General features: G+C 71.3%; 16 protein-coding genes. 6 read left to right on the top strand and 10 right to left on the bottom strand.

Features of this window, described 5'->3' with window-relative positions; all coding sequences use genetic code 11:
• Positions 1-3: 3 nt before the first annotated feature.
• Positions 4-831 (top strand): hypothetical protein, encoded by an 828-nt coding sequence (locus CA984_RS24850; RefSeq protein ID WP_086575964.1) that lies wholly within the window; start codon positions 4-6, stop codon positions 829-831.
• Positions 832-949: 118 nt separating this feature from the next.
• Here CA984_RS24850 and ygfZ read toward each other — a convergent pair whose 3' ends face one another.
• Together ygfZ and CA984_RS24840 are read right to left on the bottom strand one after the other, a co-directional pair.
• The gene (gene ygfZ / locus CA984_RS24845) at positions 950-1,936 is read right to left on the bottom strand and encodes a CAF17-like 4Fe-4S cluster assembly/insertion protein YgfZ (RefSeq protein ID WP_086575963.1); all 987 of its coding nucleotides are present in this window, start codon (positions 1,934-1,936) and stop codon (positions 950-952) included.
• A 20-nt stretch (positions 1,937-1,956) separates the two neighbouring features.
• A complete protein-coding gene (locus tag CA984_RS24840) occupies positions 1,957-2,370 on the bottom strand; it encodes a Fur family transcriptional regulator (protein ID WP_086575962.1) in 414 nt (137 codons plus the stop codon).
• A gap of 41 nt (positions 2,371-2,411) precedes the next feature.
• On the opposite strand from CA984_RS24840, the gene CA984_RS24835 reads away from it, so the two are divergent.
• Positions 2,412-2,660: a hypothetical protein gene (locus tag CA984_RS24835; RefSeq protein WP_086575961.1), complete on the top strand. Its 249-nt coding sequence runs from the start codon at positions 2,412-2,414 to the stop codon at positions 2,658-2,660.
• 196 nt (positions 2,661-2,856) lie between these two features.
• Complete coding sequence (locus CA984_RS24830; RefSeq protein WP_133061770.1) at positions 2,857-3,150, top strand: hypothetical protein; 294 nt, start codon at positions 2,857-2,859, stop codon at positions 3,148-3,150.
• 48 nt (positions 3,151-3,198) lie between these two features.
• Here CA984_RS24830 and CA984_RS48125 read toward each other — a convergent pair whose 3' ends face one another.
• The 4 genes from CA984_RS48125 to CA984_RS24815 form a co-directional block, all read right to left on the bottom strand.
• Positions 3,199-3,306 (bottom strand): UTP--glucose-1-phosphate uridylyltransferase, encoded by a 108-nt coding sequence (locus CA984_RS48125; protein ID WP_242676150.1) that lies wholly within the window; start codon positions 3,304-3,306, stop codon positions 3,199-3,201.
• Positions 3,307-3,337: 31 nt separating this feature from the next.
• Complete coding sequence (locus CA984_RS24825) at positions 3,338-3,796, bottom strand: hypothetical protein (protein WP_133061769.1); 459 nt, start codon at positions 3,794-3,796, stop codon at positions 3,338-3,340.
• Positions 3,797-4,428: 632 nt separating this feature from the next.
• Complete coding sequence (locus CA984_RS24820; RefSeq protein WP_086575958.1) at positions 4,429-4,734, bottom strand: DUF2470 domain-containing protein; 306 nt, start codon at positions 4,732-4,734, stop codon at positions 4,429-4,431.
• Between the two features lie 14 nt (positions 4,735-4,748).
• A complete protein-coding gene (locus tag CA984_RS24815; RefSeq protein WP_086575957.1) occupies positions 4,749-5,258 on the bottom strand; it encodes a heme-binding beta-barrel domain-containing protein in 510 nt (169 codons plus the stop codon).
• 67 nt (positions 5,259-5,325) lie between these two features.
• Here CA984_RS24815 and CA984_RS24810 point away from each other — a divergent pair, with 67 nt between their 5' ends.
• On the top strand, positions 5,326-5,688 hold the full coding sequence (locus CA984_RS24810) for a DsrE family protein (protein ID WP_086575956.1): 363 nt from the start codon (positions 5,326-5,328) through the stop codon (positions 5,686-5,688).
• A 100-nt stretch (positions 5,689-5,788) separates the two neighbouring features.
• Here CA984_RS24810 and CA984_RS24805 read toward each other — a convergent pair whose 3' ends face one another.
• The 4 genes from CA984_RS24805 to CA984_RS24790 form a co-directional block, all read right to left on the bottom strand.
• Complete coding sequence (locus CA984_RS24805; protein ID WP_086575955.1) at positions 5,789-6,505, bottom strand: type 1 glutamine amidotransferase; 717 nt, start codon at positions 6,503-6,505, stop codon at positions 5,789-5,791.
• The gene (locus tag CA984_RS24800) at positions 6,495-7,784 is read right to left on the bottom strand and encodes a MurT ligase domain-containing protein (RefSeq protein ID WP_086575954.1); all 1,290 of its coding nucleotides are present in this window, start codon (positions 7,782-7,784) and stop codon (positions 6,495-6,497) included. The genes CA984_RS24805 and CA984_RS24800 overlap by 11 nt, the downstream gene beginning before the upstream one ends.
• Positions 7,785-7,989: 205 nt before the next feature.
• Positions 7,990-10,959, bottom strand: coding sequence for an ATP-binding protein (locus tag CA984_RS24795; protein ID WP_086575953.1), 2,970 nt, complete (start codon positions 10,957-10,959; stop codon positions 7,990-7,992).
• 172 nt (positions 10,960-11,131) lie between these two features.
• Positions 11,132-13,075 carry a hypothetical protein gene (locus CA984_RS24790; RefSeq protein ID WP_086575952.1) on the bottom strand — a complete coding sequence of 648 codons (1,944 nt, stop codon included), beginning with the start codon at positions 13,073-13,075 and terminating at the stop codon, positions 11,132-11,134.
• Between the two features lie 165 nt (positions 13,076-13,240).
• Between CA984_RS24790 and CA984_RS24785 the strand changes: the two genes are divergently transcribed.
• Both CA984_RS24785 and CA984_RS24780 read left to right on the top strand, forming a co-directional pair.
• Entirely contained in the window at positions 13,241-13,888 is a 648-nt protein-coding gene (locus tag CA984_RS24785; protein WP_086575951.1) for a hypothetical protein, read from the top strand.
• The gene (locus tag CA984_RS24780; protein WP_086575950.1) at positions 13,885-14,544 is read left to right on the top strand and encodes a hypothetical protein; all 660 of its coding nucleotides are present in this window, start codon (positions 13,885-13,887) and stop codon (positions 14,542-14,544) included. Before CA984_RS24785 ends, CA984_RS24780 begins: the two co-directional genes overlap by 4 nt.
• Positions 14,545-14,626: the final 82 nt, after the last annotated feature.

Genomic DNA, 14,626 nt, shown 5'->3' with positions numbered 1-14,626 from the left:
GTCATGCGCACCTTCAGAGCCATCAGCGCCACCGCCGCGTCCGCCGTCACCGCCGCGCTGATCGCCGTAACGACGCCCGCGGCTCACGCGCAGGCGGCGCCCGCGATCACCGCCTACCACGGCGTCACCGGCGAGCAGCACACCGAACGCTTCAACGCGCTGCGCGGCCAGGGCTACCGGCCGATCACCTTCACGGTGGACAACGCCTCCTCGCCGCGCTACGGCGCCGTCTGGGCCAAGGGCTCCGGTCCGGCGTGGGCGATGATCCAGGGCATGTCGTCCAGCGGCTACCAGAAGCGCTTCAACGAATACCTCGCCAGGGGCTACCGCCCGACGACGGTGAGCGCCAGCGGTTCCGGCGGCGACGCCGTCTTCGCCGCGATCTTCGAGAAGGTGCCCGGCAAGTTCTTCGCCAAGCACGACATCGGCGCCGACCAGTTCGCCGCCGCCAACGCCGACGCGGCCAGGCGGGGTTACGTCCTCACCGCGGCGAACGTCTACGGCACCGCCGACGACCCGCGCTACGTCGGCGTCTGGTCACAGGGCTCGCGAGCCTGGTCCGTCACCACGGGCAAGAGCTTCGACGAGCACCAGGCAGAGTTCCTCGCCCGCACCAAGAAGGGCGAGAAGCCCTCGCTGGTCTCGGTCGGTCCGGGCAGCACCTACACGACCGTCTGGGTGAAGGACGGCGGCTCCGCCTGGTACGAATACACCGGCATGAGCGCGAGCGGCTACCAGAAGCGCTTCGACGGGCTCCGGGCCAAGGGCTTCTTCCCCGCGCAGCTGGACGTGGAAGAGGGCTCCTACACGGCCATCTGGGTGAAGGGCTGATCTCCGCCGCAGGCTGATCGCGCCCGCGCCGCCGTACCGCCGTCCGGTGCGGCGGCACGGACGTCATCCGGTTGGCGACGCGGACGTCATCCGGTGCGGCGGCGCGGGCATCGTGGTGTCAGCGGATGCGGCGGCGCAGGGCCGGGTCGATGGAGACGTTGCGTCCGGCGTCCGGCGGCACGATGACCTCCTGGGTCGCCGCCACCCCCTCGGCCCGCAGCGTGGCGTCCACCGGCACGGTCCGCTTGACCACGGCCAGCGCGATCGGGCCGAGCTCGTGGTGCCGGGCGGAGCTGCCGACGAAACCGACCTCCACCTCGTCGTGGACCACGGGGGCCCCGTGCTTCGGCAGGGTGTCCACGCTGCCGTCCAGGTGCAGGAAGACCAGGCGGCGCGGAGGGTGGCCGAGGTTGTGCACCCGGGCCACGGTCTCCTGGCCCTTGTAGCAGCCCTTGCTCAGGTGGAGGGCGGCGCCGATCCAGCCCACCTCGTGCGGGATGGTCTTGTGGTCGGTCTCGAAGCCCAGCCGGGGACGGTGGCCCTCGATCCGCAGCGCCTCGTAGGCCCAGAGCCCGGCGAGCTTCAGGCCGCCGAGCCGGTCGGCGAGCAGCTCGCGTGGGAGCAGCACGTCGTCGCCGGCGGGAACGGCCCCGGCAGGCGGGGTGAGCCGTGCGGCGTCGGCCACGGAGACCACCGCGTAGTCGGCCGTCACGTCGGCGACCTCGACCCGGAGCATGAACCGCATCTTGTCCAGGAACGCGACGAGCTCGGCCGACGTGCCCGGCTCCACGTGGGCCCACACGGCCTCGCCGTCGTCGACGAGCGTGAGATGGTGCTCCACCCTGCCCTGGGCGTCCAGAAGCAGCGTCTGGGTGGCCTGACCGGGTTTCAGGTCGTCGAGTTTCTGCGAGCTCAGGCTGTTGAGCCAGCTCAGCCGGTCGGGCCCGGAGACCCGGACGACCTCGCGGTTGCTGCGGTCGACCATCGCCTCACCGGCGAGGAAGGCACGCTGCTCGGCGAACGGGTCGCCGTAGTGTCCGGCGACGTCGGCGTCAGGGGTCTCGGCCGCGACCGCACCGGGAGTGTCCAGCAGAGGGCTTCGCATGGGTCCAAGCCTACGAGGCCTCAGCGGCAGTTACGGCAGCGGCCGAAGACGGTCAGATGGTGCACGTCGATGGCGAAGCCGAGCTCCTCGTCGAGCTTGGCGACGAAGTCCTTCACCACCTCCGGACGGACCTCGTTGATCTCCCCGCATTCGTGGCAGACCAGGTGCACGTGGTCGGAGTCGGCGGCCAGATGGTAGGTGGGGGCGCCGTGCCCGAGGTGGGTGTGGGTGACCATGCCGAGCTCCTCGAGCAGTTCGAGGGTCCGGTAGACGGTCGAGATGTTCACCCCCCGGGCGGTCTCCCGTACCCGGGCGCAGATCTCCTCGGGAGTGGCATGCTCCGCGGCCTTGACCGCCTCCAGCACCAACTGGCGTTGCGGGGTGACCCGGTAACCGCGCGCCCGCAGTTGCTCATGCCACGACGTCTCGGTCATGACCAGAGTCTAAGAGCATCCCGGCGTGATGGGGATCCTGCTTGCGGACGAACCCCGGGGAGCCCCTCCCGCGGCTGATCCTCGCCGGCCACACCCCTGCCCAGGCCGAGCGGCTGGCCGAGCAGGTGCCCGCCTGGAGAGCCGCCCCCGAGGCCGCGGTCACCGGGCTCGCTGCGGTGGGGAGCCTGTTCCGTGAGTTCGTCGCCCGCGACGGCCCCGAGCGCGTCAGAGCCTCGCGCGCCCACGCCGCCGTTGCCGGCCGGGCATGGGTGGAGTACCGCACCGGTTGATCTCTGACAGCGCGGAAACGGCCCCGCCCTCCGTGGAGAGCGGGCCGGCGGGGCGCTCACGTGTTCAGGCCAGGCGAAATAAACCTCGACAAACGCACCATCCGACCGAAATATGGAGAAACGGTATCTCCTCAAGCCCGGTAGCCGGTGCTCATCTGAAGGTGTTCTCCTTCCCGAATGTGAGGAGTCACCCACAATGAAGATCCGCCGATTACATTCCGCTGTACTCGCCGTGGCGCTGGGCGCCAGTGTCCTGGCCAGTACCGCACCCGCCCTCGCCACCACCCAGACCAGCGCAGCCGTGACCACCGGGACCTGGCCGACACCGGACTGGTACCTGCAGGGCCCCTACCAGACCCTGGCCGCCTGCGACCTCGCCTACGAGGACGCTGCGCAGAACGGTCAATACACCGGGCTCGCCTACTGTCACTGGTTCCGCGGGGGTGGCCCTTATCTGCCGGGCTTCTACTACGAGGTATACATCCCCTGACATACGGAAACGCCCCGCCGGTCCGAAGATCAGCAGAGCACCGGCCCATTACCGCAACGCGTTGATGAGCTCCTCCGGCTCAGGCTCGGAGAAATCCACGGGATCCTCCAGGTCCTCGTAGTCGATCACCTCATCGGCCGGCGGAGGAACGACCACGAGCGACATCCTCCAATCGGCGTAACGGGTGTCAACCCTCTCGCCTCTCGATCGTCGCGAGCCTGTGCGTGCCGGTCACATGCTTGTCGGTCAGCAGGCGCTTGGGCAGGTCCGCGCCGTCGGTCCGCAGACGCCGGGAGACCTTCGGCCTGGCGAGGGTGCCCTGGCGGAAGAACCCGCCGGACGCCGGCTTGACCGTCGCCCTCCTCAGCAGGGTCTTCGAAGCAGCCGGGTCGAACACGTTGACCGCGGTCTGCCGGCCGGCGGCCTCGCGAGCGTCCTTGGCGACGGTCCCCGGCCGCGCCGACCTCGCCCAGGTCTTGCCCGCGGGTAGCGAGTAGAGGCCGGAGGCGTAGAGGCACCCGCCGCCGATCGTCCTGGACCGGGCTTTCCAGATCGGCCGGCAGTTCGTTGGTTTCCTGCTCTCCGGGTCGAGCACCCACTGCATAGCGGCGTCGGCGGCAACGGGACCGGTAGGGCCGAGCCGCACCCTGCTGTTGAACCGGAACCGGAACCGGCGCGAAAAACATTTGCCTCGCTCCGACCTGGGTTTGTAGTCTCGGGGCACGCCGAAAGGAGGTGGTCCGAACAATGGTTGATCATAGTTGGGCTAGCGAGGTGGCTGTCCGCTAGGACGCCGTCGCTCCGGACTCTGTCCGGACGTCTGGCGACGTTCGGCGAATCCACGACAATCACCGGAACCCCGGGCTGCCAGAGGGCGGGTTAACCCTTATCCCGCCTTTGGTCCATCTGGCCCTCCTGCACGGCAGGAGGAGCAGGCCCGGGGTTCTTCCCTTTCCGGGACCCTTTCTTCTCCAAGGCCCCCTCTTCTCCGAAGCCCCTCTTCGCCCCGTCTCCAGGGCTCCTCCCGTCTCCAGGGGCCCCTCCCGCGATTCCGCGCCGCTCTCTCTCCCCGCGAGCACCTCCCCGCAGGACGCGTGACCGCCTGGCCGGGACGGCATGCGCCCGGCGGAGGCGGGGACGGAGCACACCGCAGGCACCCGGCAGCCATCCCGCGGGACAGCATCCGGCATGCGCCCGGCGGAGGCGTAGATGGAGCACACCGCAGGCATCCGGCAACCGTCACACGGGACGGCAACCGGCAGACCCCGCCGCAGGCGGTCAGTGCTCGCCGCGGGCGGGGACGCCGAGGGCGGCGCAGGCCTCCTGGTAAAGGCGGACCACTTCCGTGCGCACCTGGGCGCGCTCGGTCAGCGTGGTGCTCCACGGGACCCGGACCACGACGTCCTGACCGCCCACCACCGCGACGAACTCGATCGCCTCCGCGTCCACTCCCGTCGTCGTCGCGCCGGTGGCCTCGGGCTGCCCGCCGAGGCCCTTGCAGATCAGTAGCGCGTCATCACCATGGTCGTCGTTCATGTGACGTTTGATGGCATTGACTACTTCGGGGGTGAAAGGGGAGTTCATGCCCCAGATCGTAGCTAGTCGACCTCGGGCACGAAGTCGGCCACCTTCTTGAGCTCGGCGGAGATGTGCGACTGGAGCGGCTGCCCCACGGCCGCCATGTCGTAGGCCCACATCAGGTTGCCGTTGACCAGGCCGTAGAGGCGGTGACCGGCGGTGTACTCCTTGGCGGTCCCGGTGCGCGCGACCACGTCGGTCCGTAGCTCGATCTTGTTGAAGACCACCTCGCCGAGGTAGATCTCCACGATGCCGGTCGGATGCGACAGGCACACCTCCAGCTGGCGGTCGGGCAACTGGCGCCAGAAACCGGCCTCGGTGCCCAGCGGGCGGACCTTGGCGCCCGCCTCGTCGAGCAGCCAGGTGCGACTGGTGTAGGTCAGAAAGGGCTTGCCGTTGTGACCGAAGACGATCTCCTGGCCGAAGTTGAAGCTCTCGATCGTCGGGTATCCACCCACCCCGGCACCTTCCCACCGGCCCACGAGGAAGGCGATCGGCTCAAGGTCGGGATGCAGCTCGGGAACGTCCATGAATCCGAGCCTAGAGCCGGTCCGGCACGGCTCGCGCCCGGGACACGGACCCGCATAGGCTTCAGACATGGCACGATCATTGGTGATCAAGGTGACCGCCGGCGAGGACGCACCCGAGCGCTGCAACCAGGCGTTCACGGTGGCCGCGGCGGCGTTGGCGAGCGGGGTCCCCGTCTCCCTCTGGCTGACCGGCGAGTCATCATGGTTCGCCCTCCCCGGACGGGCGAAGGAGTTCACGCTGCCGCACGCCGCCCAGCTCGGCGACCTGCTCGACGCGGTGCTGGCGGCAGGTCGGGTGACGCTGTGCACGCAGTGCGCGTCCCGGCGCGACATCAAGGTGGACGACGTGATCGAGGGCGTGCGCATCGCGGGCGCCCCCACCTTCGTCGAGGAGGTCCTCGGCGAGGGGGTCCAGGCGCTCGTCTACTGACGGAGCCCGGCGCTCGTCTACTGACGGAGCCCGGCCCCCGTCCGCCGGCTGCCAGGGCCGCGCTCCCGGGCGGAGTGCGGTCCCGACGGCCGGCCCGCTCTCAGCGGGGCAGCACCGCGGCCAGCCGCTCCTGGCGGAGCCGTTCGAACCAGGTGTCGTCGATCGGCGGGAGCTGGGCGCCGATCGCCCAGCCCAGCAGGAGGTCGGCGAGGCCGGGGTTGCGGGCGAGCGCGGGGCCGTGCAGGTAGGTGCCGACGATCCTGCCGACGTGGCAGCCCTCGGTGCCGTCGCCGTTGCCGGTGCCGATCGCCGTACGGGCCAGCGGACGGACGCCGGCGCCCAGCCGGGTGACGCCCATGTGGTTCTCGAAGCCGGTCAGCGTCGGGATGCCCAGCGCCGGGTCCGCCTCACCGGCCAGCTCGCCGACCGCGCGGCCCTCGCCGCGGCCGCTGGCGATGTCGATCAGCCCGATGCCGTCGACCGGCTGCCCCTCCTCGCCGCCGAACGTGGTGCCCATGATCTGGTAACCCGCGCAGACGGCCAGCAGGGCGGCGCCGCGCGCGATGGCCCGGTGCAGGCCGCCGTCCCGGCGCAGCCGCTCGGCCGCCAGGATCTGCGGCCGGTCCTCGCCGCCGCCGATCAGGTAGATGTCGCCGCCCTCGGGCACCGGGTCGGCCGAGCGCACGTGAACGGTCTCGACCGGGATGCCGCGGCGCTGGGCGCGCTGCTCCAGGACCAGGACGTTGCCCTGGTCCCCGTAGGTGCTCAACAGGTCCGGATAGATCCAGACGAGTCGCAGGGCGCTGTCAGACTGCACGACCGAACTCCGATCGAATCTGCTGGAAGGCGGTGTAGTTGGCGATCACGTCGACCTTGCCCGGTGGTTGCGCGGCGAGCGCCTGCTCGAAGGAGTCGGCCAGCTGGAACGGCACGCCCGCCACGTCCAGCCGGAGCGCGAGGTCGAGCCGCCGCTCCCCGGCCACGTAGACCGGCCTGCCGCGCAGGACGCGGTAGTCGACGTCCCACAGCCAGGAGGTGTCGCGGCCGTCGGGGCCCTGGGCGTTCACCGACAGGATCACCGGCAGCGAGCGGTCGAGCACGTCGAACGCCTCCAGCCAGCCGGCCGGGTTCTTGGCGAGCAGCAGCCGGGCGTGCCGCCCGTCGCGCTGCACGGTGGTGTAGCGGCCCGCGACGGAGGTGACCTCGCGCAGGCGTGGCAGCGCGCGCTGGATCGGCAGGCCGAACGTCTCGGCGGTGGCCAGCGCGACCACGGCGTTGGCCCGGTTGGCCCGGCCTGGGAGCTGGATGTCCAGCACCCAGCGCTGCCCGCGCGGGTCGATCACCGCGTCGTCGTCGAGGAACCAGGACGGCTCGGGCCGCCGGAAGGTGCACTCGCGGCAGGCCCAGTCGTTCTCGGCCGTGCGGGAGGTCACCATGCCCGAGACGTGACCGCCGGGCGGGGTGTACTCCATGCCCTTGCGGTCGAGCGGGCCGCCGCACTCGGGGCAGCACCAGGAGTCTTCCTTCCACGGCTGCCCGGCCGACACCCAGGTGACCCTGGTGGCCGTGGAGGCGCCCCAGGCCACCAGCGGGTCGTCGGCGTTGGCGATGACGTGGGTGTTCTTCCCGGCGAGCGCCCGGCGCCACTTCTGGGCCAGCAGCCAGATCTCACCGGCCCGGTCCATCTGGTCGCGGCTGAGGTTCATCAGGACGATCACACCGGCACCGGTGGTGTTGATCACCTCGGGCAGGTATTTCTCGTCGACCTCCAGGACGCCGTAGGGGGCGTGCTTGGCCGACGACAGCGCCGAGACGTGCCCGGCGGGCATGTTGGCGCCGAAGGCGTTGGTGGCGACGTCGCCGAGCTCCTGCAGCGCGGAGGTGATCAGGCGGGTGGTGGTGGTCTTGCCGTTGGTCGCGCTCACCAGGGCCAGCTTGCGGTCCTGTGCGAGCTTGCGCAGCAGGTCGGGCTCCAGCGCCAGGCCGACCCGGCCGCCGATCACCGATCCGTCGCCTCGGCCGGTCGCCCGGGACAGGGTGGCGGCCGTCCGGCCGAGCGCGCTCGCGAGCTGTGCCCGCAGCGGAAGCTGAGTCATGCCGTCTCCTCGCCTAGCCGCCTGTCGCAGGACGACTCAGCAATCCGGACCTGGTCCGCCGAATCGTTCATGTCGCAGATCCTAGCCGTGGTTGGGCGCTGTCACCGTCCGGCAACGCCCGGCGCCACCCTCCGGCGACGCCCCGCCCGGTCGGCGGTCGGGGCACGATCCCCACAGCCACCGGTTCCTGGCGCGGGCCTCCCCACTACTCACTGAAAGCAAGCTCGGCGGTCTCCGGTGACGCCGCGTCGAACGGCAGCACGAACCGGTGCGGCCAGGACAGCACGCTCTCCATCCATCCCGCGCCCATCGTCTGAGCCACGTGCCGGAGCCGCTCGGCCGGATCGACGCCGATCGTCACCATGAGGATGTCCCGCTCCACCCCTGCGTGCTCGTCGTCACCGAGGATCACGCGCCAGGCCAGCGCCCGGTTGCGGTCGACCTCCATGGAGAGCGGGTGATGGCGCAGCGCCTTGGCCCGGTGGCCGAGCAGCTCGGCGCCGTTGGCCGGCCGGCTGAACAGCGCGTACTCCATGACCGGCGCGGGACCGCGCGGGTTGGGCGCGGGCTGCCCGTAGGGGAACACCCGGTCCACCTCGTGCAGCCAGCGGACCTGCGGGATGACCCAGGCCGGACCGGGCCGCTCGCCGACCTCGCGGTCGGGCCCCAGCAGCCGGGTCGCGGCCATGGCGACCTGCTCGGTCAGCTGCACCGGGTCGCTGACGGTCCGCAGCGACCACGCCCGGCGGCCCACGCTGCGCTCCACCGCCGTGGCGAGCAGGCACTCGCGCCGCCGCAGCGGGAGCTCGGCCCAGAGGTCGGCCAGCACCCGGGGCACCCCCGGGACCGGCCGGTCGGTGCAGAAGGCCAGCACCAGGGTGTCGGCCCAGATCCGCAGCCAGGCCCATTCGGGCGCGTCGGCGAGTAGGTCGGCCTCGCGGAGCTCGACGAGCGTGCATGCCCGGCCCGTCCTGCACTCCTGACCGCACGCCGCCGAACGGCGGCCGCAGATCGGCGGCATGTGACCGGGGATCAGCCGCTCGCGGTCCTCCCCCAGCGGCACCTGGACCCGGAGCGGCCGGTCCATCCCGTCGGCGAAGATCGCCGCGACCCCGGGCTGCAACGAGACGACCTGCCGGGACTGCTCCTCGCTCAGGTTCATCGCGGCCCCGACGAGCTGCCGGTCGTCCTCGGCCGGGAGCCGGTGCACGACCTTCAGCGCGGTGTTCTTCACGACGTCGGAGACCAGCTTGGTGGGGATCTGCTCGGCCACCACGATGCCCTCGCCGTACGCGCGGATCTCCGCGAGCATGCCCGCCAGCAGTTCGACCGCGTGCGTGCTGGCCCGTCCGGCGCCCCGGTCGCGGAGCAGCCGGTGCGCCTCCTCGATCACGATGACGTGCCGGAGCCCGCTGCTCCGCTCCTTCCTGGCCCGCATCCGCAGGTGCTCGACGATCCGGATGATCAGCGTGCCCATCAGGAACGCCTTGTCCTCGTCGTTGGCCACGTCCTCGATGGCGAACACCACGTTGCGCTGGAGCAGGTCGCCGATGTCGGCGGGGTGACCGCCCTCGAAGAAGCGGCCCGCCGAGCCGACCCGCAGCGACCGCAGCCGCAGCGAGATGAAGCCCTCGACGTCGGCCTGGACCTCCCTGCCGTAGCCGATCTCCTTGATCACGTCCATCGCGTGCTGCTGCAACTGCTCAAGAGTCGGTACGGCGGGCCGCACGGCCGCGCCGGGAGCCGCCCAGCCGGTGACCACGTCCCAGCCGTTGGCCTCGTAGACGCGCTGCAGGGCGAGCGACATGATCTGGGGGAACGGCTCCTCGGCGTCGAATGCCGCCATGAACAGCGCCCGCACCATGTCGATGTGGGCCTGGACCGGATAGCCGGGCTCCGGGGCGAGCGGGTTGACGCTGAACGGCACGCTGTCCGGGGCCGACGGGTTGATCACGGTCACCGGGGCCAGATGCTCGACCCGGCCGCCCATCGCGGCGTACTCGGACTTGGCCGGCTCGATGGCCAGCCACGGGATGCCCGCGCCGGTGAGCTGCTCCAGCAGGTGCCTGACGGTCTGGGACTTGCCCGAGCCGGTGGCCCCGGTGATGAACGCGTGCCGGTTCAGGGTGGCGAGCGGGACCTTGAACGAGCCGACCGCCCTGTCCTGGCCGTCCAGGATCGACCCGAGATCGACGGTCATGGCACCGGGGGTGGCGTCCGCCTCGCTGGTCACGTCGAAGAACCCGGCGTCGAGCACCCGGACCCCCGGCACCTCCCGCCGGGGCAGCCCGGCGAGCGCGGCGAGCGCCCCGGCGGTGGCCGCAAACGGGGCGGCGGTGCCGTCGGCGGGGTCCTGCAGGGTCACCGAGAGCGCGTCGGCGAAGCCGTACACCGGGCCGGACAGCGCGCTGCGCAGGCGGTAGGGGTGGTGGCTCATCTCGGCGGAGCCGACCAGCACGGGGGCGATCTGGCGCAGTTCCTCGGGCCCGGCGGCGCCGGCCAGCACCCGCACGCTCCAGAGCCCGGCCTCGCGGAAGGCGTCCAGCTCCTGCATGCGCCGCTCGGCCCGCTCGGCGTCGTAGCGTGAGCGCTCGGAGGCGTCGCCGTACTGTCTCAGCACGTTGAGCTGGGTCCGCAGGTGCGCCACCTCGGCGTCCAGCAGGTCGGTCCGCTCGGCCACGACCAGCCAGGCGAAGGGCCGGGACATGAGCGTGACCAGCGTGGACTCGAAGAGCGTGGGCCGCTTGATCTCGTCGGCGTCCGGCTCGCGACGGCCGCCCAGCGGCGGGGCCTGCCGTCCCGGGCAGATGGTCCAGGCCAGGTCGGACAGGTCGCGGAGCCATTCGTCGCCGATCCGCACGCCGCGTGCGCCGCTGGGGAACAGCAGCGGCTCGGGACCGGTGGGGACCTGCTCGCTCTCGACGGCGGCCCGGCGGGGCGGGCGCGGCGGCGTCAGCGGCCCGGCGTTGGTGATGAGTTCCAGCGGGGCGCCGGAGCCCCGGGAGAGCCAGCCCGCCACGAAGGGCCGGTTGCGCTGGGCCGCGGAGAGCACCGCGGGCAGGACGGTGACGAAGTCCCATTCCGCCGACGAACTGCGTGATGGCGCCGCGATCGCCTGGATCCGGTACCAGGGACCGGTCAGGCTGGCCGGCGGACGGGACACGCTTGGCTGCATTTGGTCTCCACCCAGGGGTCCCGGCCCGAGGCCGGGGGGTTGACGCTTCACGGACAGCCCCGCCGTACCGGGCGACGAGGTACCGGGGGCAGGTCACCCCAACAACCAAGGTCGAACCTTCCGAGGTGATCGCACCCCCGCATTGGCGAGGCCATTACCACAAACGGACACTTCATTGGCGTCTGCGCCAGTCGAGCCTGGGCGGCGGCGGACCGAGGTTCGGCGGCGCGTCCTCGAAGAGGCTCTGCTCGCGGGGCTCCTCCCGCGGGCCGCGGTCCAGCGCGGCTTCCCTGATCTCGTCGAACTCCCCCAGCGTCGTCTTCGGGAAGGTCAGTATCGCCGGGTTGGCGTCGGCGAGACGGACCCGGCGTCCCTCCGCGGTGGCGTCGGTGACGATCACCGAGGTGGTGGGGAGCTGCTGGAGCTGGTGGGGCTCGACGAGGAACTCCCGGGACCGGTGCAGCACCCGTTCGGTCTCCCCCATCGCCTTGCTCGCGCGACGGCCCCACTCGGTGGACTCCGTGATGTCCTCCTTGAGGTCCGTACGGCTCACATCCCGCTCGTCCTCGGCCTCCTCCGCCTGGCCGACGGTGGAGACGTAGCCGCCCTCCAGCCCGGCCCCGGCGGCGCTGATCGTCTCGGTGAGCTGGGCGAGCTCCAGGCGGTGCTCGGTGCCGACGTGCTCGCTGGCGATCCGGGCGTCCTCGGCGTTGCCCAGCCGCATGAACGTCACCGCCGCGTGCCCCCGGCCGAGCCGTTCCCGCACGGTCGGGGTGAGCGACCGGTAGGTGAGCACCAGCCCGGTCCTGGAGGTCTCGCAGGCGTCCATCAGCCGGTCGAGCACGTCGCCGCGGAGCTTGTCCGCGCCCGCGACGATGATCGTGTGGTACCACGGCCGCGTGGAGGCGGGCGACTGGCGCAGGATGTGGGTGAGCGCGGTGGCCACATAGGTGCCGAGGACCCGGTTGCCGAACACGCCCGCCTGCCGGTCCATCGACACGACCCGCAGGCGGGCGGGCGGCAGCCGTACGGCCTCCGAGCCGAGGGTCTCCAGCTTGCGCAGCTGCGACTCCAGCGCCCAGGCCCGCTCGATCACCACCCGGTCGCTGACGCCCCGGCCGAACAGCGTGCCGATGCGCTCCAGCTGGGCCGCGGTGATCAGGCCGTACCTGAGGTCGTCGCGCGGATCGCCGACCTGGGCCAGGGCCCGGAGGGCGGCGGTGACCTGGTTGATCGTGGCGTTCTCGCCGAGGACCTCCAGCACCCGCTCCAGGATCGCGTTGTCGAACGACAGGTCCCTGGTCGTGCGGTGTTCCTCGCTGACGCTCACGACGTGGGCGAGCACGTCGGCGAAGGCCTCGGGGGCCAGCGTCGCGCCGAGGTCGAGCTTGGGCAGGTCGACCGGGAGCACCCAGACCAGCGGGTCGTCGCCACCCCTGCGCGCCAGCTCGACCAGGTCCTTGGCGATCGCGCCCTCGGACAGGTCGAGCACGGTCAGGTGGCCTCCGCTGTAGAGCCGGGTCGCGCCGAGCAGGGTGATCAGCGCCGACCAGCCGGGCAGCGTGCCCCCCGCGACGTCGATCCGGTCGATCTCGTCGGGTACGGCCACCGCGTACCAGGTGAGCTGGCGGTCGTGGCGCTCCTTCTTCTCCGCCCACTCCCGGTAGCGGACGGCGTGCTCCTCCTGAGCCTGGAACAGGTCCCTGTCGCGCTCCTCCCGCTGCCGGTCGCCGACCGCCTGGCGCTCCCGGATCCGGTGGCGGACCGCCCGGTCGCCCTGGCGGATCGCGTAGGTGCAGAAGGCCGCCACCCCACCGGTCGCGATCAGCCCCACCGCGGCGAACGACCAGCTCAGCATCTCGGTGACGCCGAGGAGCAGGATCACCACGACGAGCCCGGTCATGAACATCCTGAAGATCTTCATCGGCCGGTTGAGCAGGTCCTCGTTGAGCCGTTCCCTGCGCACCCACTCGGGGTCGACCGGGTCGGCGGAGTCCTCGACGGGGGAGGGGCGCTTGGGCGCCGGACCCGGATCAGGGTGCAACAGGGCATACTGCCAGCCCAGGTAGATCCGGTCCGCCTGGAGCTGCGCATGCTCGGGATGCACGTCCGCCACGGAACCTCCGCCATAGGGCTCTCGCCGCCTCGGTGACAGCGTAAGAGTTGGACCTCCTATTCGGGCAGCGTTCCCGCCAATCTGCTGCATTTTCCCCATGTTCGATGACACTCACGGGATGGATGAGTCGGATGGGGTGGAGGGCAGCGATTACCATCCTTTGTCATGACGTCTCCCCCCGGTGGCGAAACCGGCAAACGGCGCCCGATCGCGGTGCCGGTCGCCGCCCTGGTCATAGCCACCGGCCTGGGAATCACCGCCGCCCTCGGCGGGTTCGCCGAGGCCTCCGAAAAACCTCCCGAGCAGCTCGGCCCGGGTTCGAGCCTGGACCAGGGCGAGTTCACCACCAAATTCACGGAGGCCCGCTCCCTGTTCCAGCGTGACCCGTTCGACGGCGAGGGCAAACGCTTCCTCGAGATCGAGCTTGAGGTCACGAACAAGAGCGACGAGACCACCGGCGTGGGAGCCCCGGGCAGGGGCAAGACACCCGGCTTCATGTTCGCGCGGTCCCTGCTGAAGATGGACCCGGAGATCGAGGGCGACCTCGGCCCGACCGTCTCCGTCCCGGACGAGGGCGTGCCGAGCAGGCAGCTCCACCCGGGGATGACCTCCACGGTCGTGGTCAGGTACGAGCTGCCGGCGGGGGACCGCCCGCCGAAGAAGATCAAACTTGACGTCGGCGTCTTCGAGGAGCCCGAGACGTTCAACATCGACCTGGGCTGGGTCCTCGCCAAGGACGGCGACGCCGACGACGCCCCGCCCAAGGTGGCGGCGCAGGTCACCCTCCCCGTCAATCAGGGGGGAACCCTGTGACGAGCACCGTGACCCCGGCCCGTCCCGAGACGGCCTCCGGCCGCCGGGCGCCCGCGGCTCCGGGCCGATGGCGCCGGGCGGGCGTCTTGGCCGCCGGTGCGGCACTGGCGGTCGCGGCGGTGGCCCTGCAGACGATCGGCCTGGACCAAGAGGAGCGGACGGCCCATCTGACCTGGACCGGGGGTGTGGGGGAACAGGTCTCGGCCTCCCGGTTCTCCGCACGGGTGAAGGCCGTACACGTCGCCAGGGCCGTCGAGAGCACAGGGCCGGACGGCAAGGTGGAGAAGGCCACCACCTCCGGGGTCTTCGTGATCGCCGAGGTGGAGGCGACGGCCAACCGGGAGCCGCAGAAGTTCGGCACCCCGACCCTGCTGACCGGGGACGGCAAGCGTTACGCGGCCACTGACAAGGTCGACGCCTCCCATACCATCACCAACCCCTTCATCCAGGTGGGCTGGTGGGCCGAGAGCGTGGCGGTGTTCGAGGTCCCGGCGGCGGCACTGCCCGGATCGCGGCTCGTGCTCGCGCCGCGCAACGGATTCATAGGAGAGGCGCTGCTGCCCGAGGTGGAGATCGACCTGGGCTTCGACGAGGCCACTGCGGGGCGCCTGACCTCGAACGCGAAGGACGTCTACCAGTTGGCGAGCAAGAAGTGACGGGCACGCCGCGTCCGGAGAACGAGGACCGTCCCGACTGGTTCACCCCCAAGGAGAACCGCTCCCCCGCGGAGCCCCGCCC

It is taken from the genome of Streptosporangium minutum (genome assembly GCF_002149035.1).
GTDB lineage: Bacteria > Actinomycetota > Actinomycetes > Streptosporangiales > Streptosporangiaceae > Streptosporangium > Streptosporangium minutum.
This window is presented reverse-complemented; position numbering and strand designations above follow the sequence as displayed.

Coding starts and splice junctions, on each gene's coding strand:
- CA984_RS24795 (WP_086575953.1), bottom strand. CDS start 10,959: ATGCAGCCAAGCGTGTCCCGTCCGCCGGCCAGCCTGACCGGTCCCTGG.
- CA984_RS24815 (WP_086575957.1), bottom strand. CDS start 5,258: ATGGACGTTCCCGAGCTGCATCCCGACCTTGAGCCGATCGCCTTCCTC.
- CA984_RS24785 (WP_086575951.1), top strand. CDS start 13,241: ATGACGTCTCCCCCCGGTGGCGAAACCGGCAAACGGCGCCCGATCGCG.
- CA984_RS24850 (WP_086575964.1), top strand. CDS start 4: ATGCGCACCTTCAGAGCCATCAGCGCCACCGCCGCGTCCGCCGTCACC.
- CA984_RS24830 (WP_133061770.1), top strand. CDS start 2,857: ATGAAGATCCGCCGATTACATTCCGCTGTACTCGCCGTGGCGCTGGGC.
- CA984_RS24820 (WP_086575958.1), bottom strand. CDS start 4,734: ATGAACTCCCCTTTCACCCCCGAAGTAGTCAATGCCATCAAACGTCAC.
- ygfZ (WP_086575963.1), bottom strand. CDS start 1,936: ATGCGAAGCCCTCTGCTGGACACTCCCGGTGCGGTCGCGGCCGAGACC.
- CA984_RS24810 (WP_086575956.1), top strand. CDS start 5,326: ATGGCACGATCATTGGTGATCAAGGTGACCGCCGGCGAGGACGCACCC.
- CA984_RS24840 (WP_086575962.1), bottom strand. CDS start 2,370: ATGACCGAGACGTCGTGGCATGAGCAACTGCGGGCGCGCGGTTACCGG.
- CA984_RS24800 (WP_086575954.1), bottom strand. CDS start 7,784: ATGACTCAGCTTCCGCTGCGGGCACAGCTCGCGAGCGCGCTCGGCCGG.